Genomic DNA, 4,649 nt, shown 5'->3' on the forward strand with positions numbered 1-4,649 from the left:
ACCCTGGCCGAAATCCTGGATGCCGGTCGTCGTCGAGCCGAAGGCGGTGCGGTAGAAATAGAGGCCGAGCACGTCGGTGGCGCCGCCGGGCGAACCGGTAAGGCCGGCCATCACATACGGAATTTCGAACCAGTTGAAGCTGCCGATGAAGGTCAGGATGGTGACGATGGTGACGCTGGGCGCTATCAGCGGCCACACGATCTTGGTCATCAGCACATAGTCGCCGGCGCCGTCGAGACGGGCGGCCTCGATCACGTCCTTGCTGACGCGCTGCATGCCGGCCAAAAGCACCAGGGTCGGGAAGCCCAGCCAGTGCCAGACATTGGCGAACAGGACGCTGCCGAGTGCGGTGTGTTCGTTGCCGAGCCACGGGATGGCGCTGATGCCGACCAGCGCCAGCGTCTGGTTCACCAGACCGAACAGCGGGTGCAGAAACAGTTTCCACAGGAAGCCGACGATGACCGCCGACAGCACGACGGGAAGAAAGACGATGACCTGGTGGATGCGGTGGCCGGGCAGTGCCTTCAGCAAGGCGTAGGCGAGCAGGAAGGCGGTGCCGTTCTCGAACACCATCAGCGCCACGAAGGCGATGATGTTGTGCTTCAGCGCATTGTAGGTCCAGTCGCTGTAAGGCTGTTCAAACAGCACCTTGCGGAAGTTTTCAAAGCCGATGAATCCGGTCGGCTGCAAGCCGTTGAACTCATAGAAGGCAAGGCGGAAGGCCGACAGCAGCGGCCAGAGCACGAACAACACCATGACCACCAGGGCCGGTGTCAGCAGGGACGCGATCCAGAGTGACCGGCGCCACGGAAAGGCTTTTGTGGTGTGGCGCCGGCCGATGTTCATGTCACTTGCCCTGGAAAGGCTTGTACCATTTGGCGAGGCCGCTGGTCAGGTCGGCGGCGAGCTGGTCCGGGGTGATCGAACCCGACATCATCTTGGTGATGTCGCCCTGCAGCAGCTCCGATCCCGTCGGCTTCTCGAAACGGAAGTAGACGACATTGATATGCGGCATGGCAGTTTCGTTCAACTTGGCGACATGGGCGAGAAGCTCGTCCTTGATGACGACGCCCTTGATCGGCGAGATGTTGCCGAGCAGAGCGGAGAACTTGTCGCCGAACTCCTTGGTGCCCATCCAGTTGACCAGCTTCAGCGCGGCCTCCTTGTTGGCCGACTTGGCGTTGACGGCATAGCCGCCATCGAAGAACTTGGTCACCTGCGGTGTGTCGCCGGCCTTGGCCATTGGCGGGGCGACAAAGTCCATGTTGATGGCCGGGTTCTGGGTGCGGTAGCTGGCGATATCGAAGCTGCCGCCGGCCAGCATCGCCGCCTTGCCGCTGATGAACAGCTGGCCGGCGGTGTCGTAGTCGATGCCTTCGAAGCCGGGCGGCATGTAGTCGCGCAGTTCGAGCAGCATGCCGAGCGCCGCAACATAGCGCGGGTCCTTGAAGGTGGTCTTGCCCGACGTCAGGTCCCTGACAAAGTCCTGGCCGAGGAACGGGTTGGTGAAGATGGCCACGAACATCTCGTTGAACCAGCTGGTGCCCATGCCGTTGGCCAGGGGGTAAATACCCTTGTCCTTCAGCGCCTTGCTGACGGTTATGAACTCATCCCATGTGGTCGGCGGCGTCAGCCCGGCCTTGGTGAAGACGTCCTTGTTGATGAACAGGCCGAGCGTCTGCGAGGCGAAGGGCAGGGAATAGACCTTCTTGTCGGCGCGGTAGGTGCCGGCCACCAGCGCATCGGCGGGCTGGTTGGCGAGTGAAGGCACCGTGGTCAGATCCTGCGGCTCGAAATAGCCAGCCTTGACGAACTGCTCCAGCCAGCCATAGGCGTGGGTGTGGATGACGTCGCCGCCCTTGCCGGCGGCCAGCGCCGTCGAGACAATCGTCGGATAGTTCTCATCCGGGAACGACTCGAACTTCACATGAATGTCCGGGTTGGCCTTGGCGAAATCCGCGAAAAGTTCATTGTAGGCAGCCTTGTCTTCCTGGCGCCAGGTCCAGAACGAGATGTCGGTTGCATGTGCCACGCTGGCTGCGAGTCCCCATGCGAAAGACGCGGCCGCGAGGGCCAGACCAATCTTTCTCCTGCTCATGTTGCAATCTCCCAATGCGCTTGATGCGCTTTTTACGACCATTATCAAATCATAGTTCTTGCCGTCTGGAAAGATAGTTTGTAAAGTTTCCTAACTAATAAGGATCTGGACGCGGCAACCCGCTTCGTCCGGCGTGTGCGGTGGATAACGGTGACCCAGAAAATCATTGCAGGCGTGGATATCGGCGGCACCAAGACGCGGATCATGGCGTGCCAGGGCGAGCGTACGATCGCCGACGAGGTGCTGGTGACGGAGACCTGGCGCATCCGCCAGATGGAAACCGATGCCACGACGCTGGCTGGGATCGTCGCGGGATTGTGCGGCGGGGTCGCGCCCGCTGTGCTGGCCGTTGGCGCGCATGGTTGCGACACGGGTGAACAATGCCTTCGCTTCCAGGCGCTGCTGGCAAGCAGGACCGGTGGTGCGGTGCAGGTGGTCAACGATGCCGAGCTGATGGTTCCTGCCGCTGGCTATATCGACGGCATCGGCGTCGTCTCCGGCACAGGCTCGATCGCGGTGGCACGCACGGCCGATGGCAAGATGCTGGCAGCCGGTGGCTGGGGCTGGATCCTTGGCGACGAGGGCAGCGCGCCGGCATTGGTGCGCGAGGCGGCGAAAGCAGTCCGGCACAGCCTCGACCGGGGCCAGGATGGTGACCCGCTGATTGCCGGGCTGATGCGCGAACTGGGTACAGACGACCAGACCAAGCTTGGCATCCTGCTCAACGAAACGCGTGGTGCTGCGGTCTGGGGCCGCTATGCCAATGCCGTATTCGACGCGGCGATCGCCCGCTCGGCTCTGGCTATCCGTGTTATCAGCGAAGGCGGGGCAGGGTTGGCCGCATTGGTCGCACTCTTGATCGAACGCGGCGCCAATCCCGCCCTTGTCGTGGCTGGCGGCGGGGTCATCTCGGAGCAGCCGATGTTGATGACGGCATTCGTCGAGGCCATGGCAAAGGTCTCGCCGTCGAGCCAGGTGCTGCTGCTGCGCGAGCCGCCGGTGCTGGGTGCGGTCGCCTTGGCGAGACGACTGCTGGTCGGTCAGGGCCAATCTTTGGGAATTGGAGCGGTTTGAATGATGAAGCGTATCGGCTATCGCCCGGCGGTGGCGCGCCAGACGGAAAGTCTCGAAATCGGCCGGCGTTCGGTGGCCTCGTCGCTTGACGACCTCGATCTCCGCGCTTTTGCCGGCAAGACGATCGGGCTTGCCGGCATCGGCGCCAGCTATCAGGCAGCGCTGGCCGGTGCGCTTTATCTGCGCGCCTCCGGTATCAAGGCTTTTGCCTATACGCCGACCGATCTCTATGGCCGGACGGATGCAGCCGCCGATGCGTTCATCGCGCTGTCGGCCTCCGGGCAGAGCCGCGAAATCTACGACGTCATGCGCGAGGCGTCGGGCGCGCCGCGCCTGGCGGTCTGCCGTGGCAGCGGCAATCCGCTGGCTGATCTGACTGGTGCTGTGCTTGCCACGGATTCTGGCGCCGACAATGGCGCAAGCTCCACCGGCTATACCGGGACCTTGCTGGCGCTTGGCATGCTGATCGGCAGGCTTGCCGGCAACAGCTTCGATTGGGCGCGTTTGCCTGCCGCCGCAGCCGCCGTTCTTTCCGGCGCGACGCAAGCTGCTGGGCAGGCGGCACGGCTGCTGCAGGGCAGAACATCCATCGACATCGTTGGCGCCGGCGTCGGCTTCGCCAATGCCGGCGAGGCGGCGATGCTGATCCGCGAGGCGGTGAGGGTGCCGGCATCCGGATGGGATACGCTGAACTACCTGCACGGACCGATGGAATCGCAAGATGCGGCGACCGGACTCATTTGCATCGGTGATGGCCGCGAGGTGAAGATCGCGCAGGATGTTGCGGCCTTCGGTTGTCACTCGGTGCTGGTGACACGGCGCGTCGATGTCGCTGCCGCCGACAGGCTAGTGGTGATTTCCATCCCGGCACTCGGCAACGACATGGCCGATGCCATACTGGAGATCATCGCCATCCAGCTCATTGTCGGCGACATGCAGGACGCCGCCGGCCTCGCCGACATTACGTTCCGCTACCGCCAGACCGACACCAAGCTGAAGCCGTGGTCGCCGACCGAGGTGTAGCCTGTCCTGTTCGCGCATTTTCCGCTGCGTTCGACCTTCGGTTTGAGATCCTGCTTGCGGAAATTGCCAAACTGCCCGGCAATGAGGCATTCAGGGGAACATGCATGCGCCTTTGAGTCGTGCTGGTGATTTTGCGCGCGGCCAATAGGATTTTCAGGGCAAAAGGTCGAACGGCTGAGATGGCGGCTGCGGAAATCCCCAATCTGACCGAGAGCGCCCGCGCCGTGCTTCGTGTGCTCGCCGCGCATGGGCCGGTGACCCGGCCGAAACTCGGCGCCATGCTCGACCTGTCGAAACCGACCATGTCGGCGGCGGTGTCGGAACTGAGCGCCTTGGGTCTTGTGGCGTCGCGCGGACTGGAGCGTGGCGCCATCGGCCGCACGGCGACGGTCTACGGCATCGGTCCCGGCGCGGGCTACGCGATCGGCATCGATTTCGGCGCCGCCCAGGTGCG

At 63.3% G+C, this 4,649-nt stretch carries 5 protein-coding genes; 3 read left to right on the forward strand and 2 right to left on the reverse strand.

Features of this window, described 5'->3' with window-relative positions; translation table 11 throughout:
* Both EN939_RS21585 and EN939_RS21590 read right to left on the reverse strand, forming a co-directional pair.
* The coding region (locus EN939_RS21585; protein WP_164751127.1) for a carbohydrate ABC transporter permease at positions 1–846 on the reverse strand (846 nt) is incomplete at its 3' end.
* A gap of 1 nt (position 847) precedes the next feature.
* A complete protein-coding gene (locus EN939_RS21590) occupies positions 848–2,032 on the reverse strand; it encodes an extracellular solute-binding protein (RefSeq protein ID WP_245465224.1) in 1,185 nt (394 codons plus the stop codon).
* Between the two features lie 216 nt (positions 2,033–2,248).
* Here EN939_RS21590 and EN939_RS21595 point away from each other — a divergent pair, with 216 nt between their 5' ends.
* The 3 genes from EN939_RS21595 to EN939_RS21605 all read left to right on the forward strand — a co-directional run.
* Entirely contained in the window at positions 2,249–3,172 is a 924-nt protein-coding gene (locus tag EN939_RS21595; RefSeq protein ID WP_236382668.1) for a BadF/BadG/BcrA/BcrD ATPase family protein, read from the forward strand.
* Positions 3,173–4,195 (forward strand): SIS domain-containing protein, encoded by a 1,023-nt coding sequence (locus EN939_RS21600; RefSeq protein WP_127269593.1) that lies wholly within the window; start codon positions 3,173–3,175, stop codon positions 4,193–4,195.
* Between the two features lie 179 nt (positions 4,196–4,374).
* Positions 4,375–4,649: MarR family transcriptional regulator (locus EN939_RS21605; protein WP_164751128.1), on the forward strand; the 275-nt coding region annotated here is incomplete at its 3' end.

The sequence above is a fragment of the Mesorhizobium sp. M7A.F.Ca.CA.002.05.1.1 genome (assembly GCF_003998335.1).
In the GTDB taxonomy this organism is placed as follows: domain Bacteria; phylum Pseudomonadota; class Alphaproteobacteria; order Rhizobiales; family Rhizobiaceae; genus Mesorhizobium.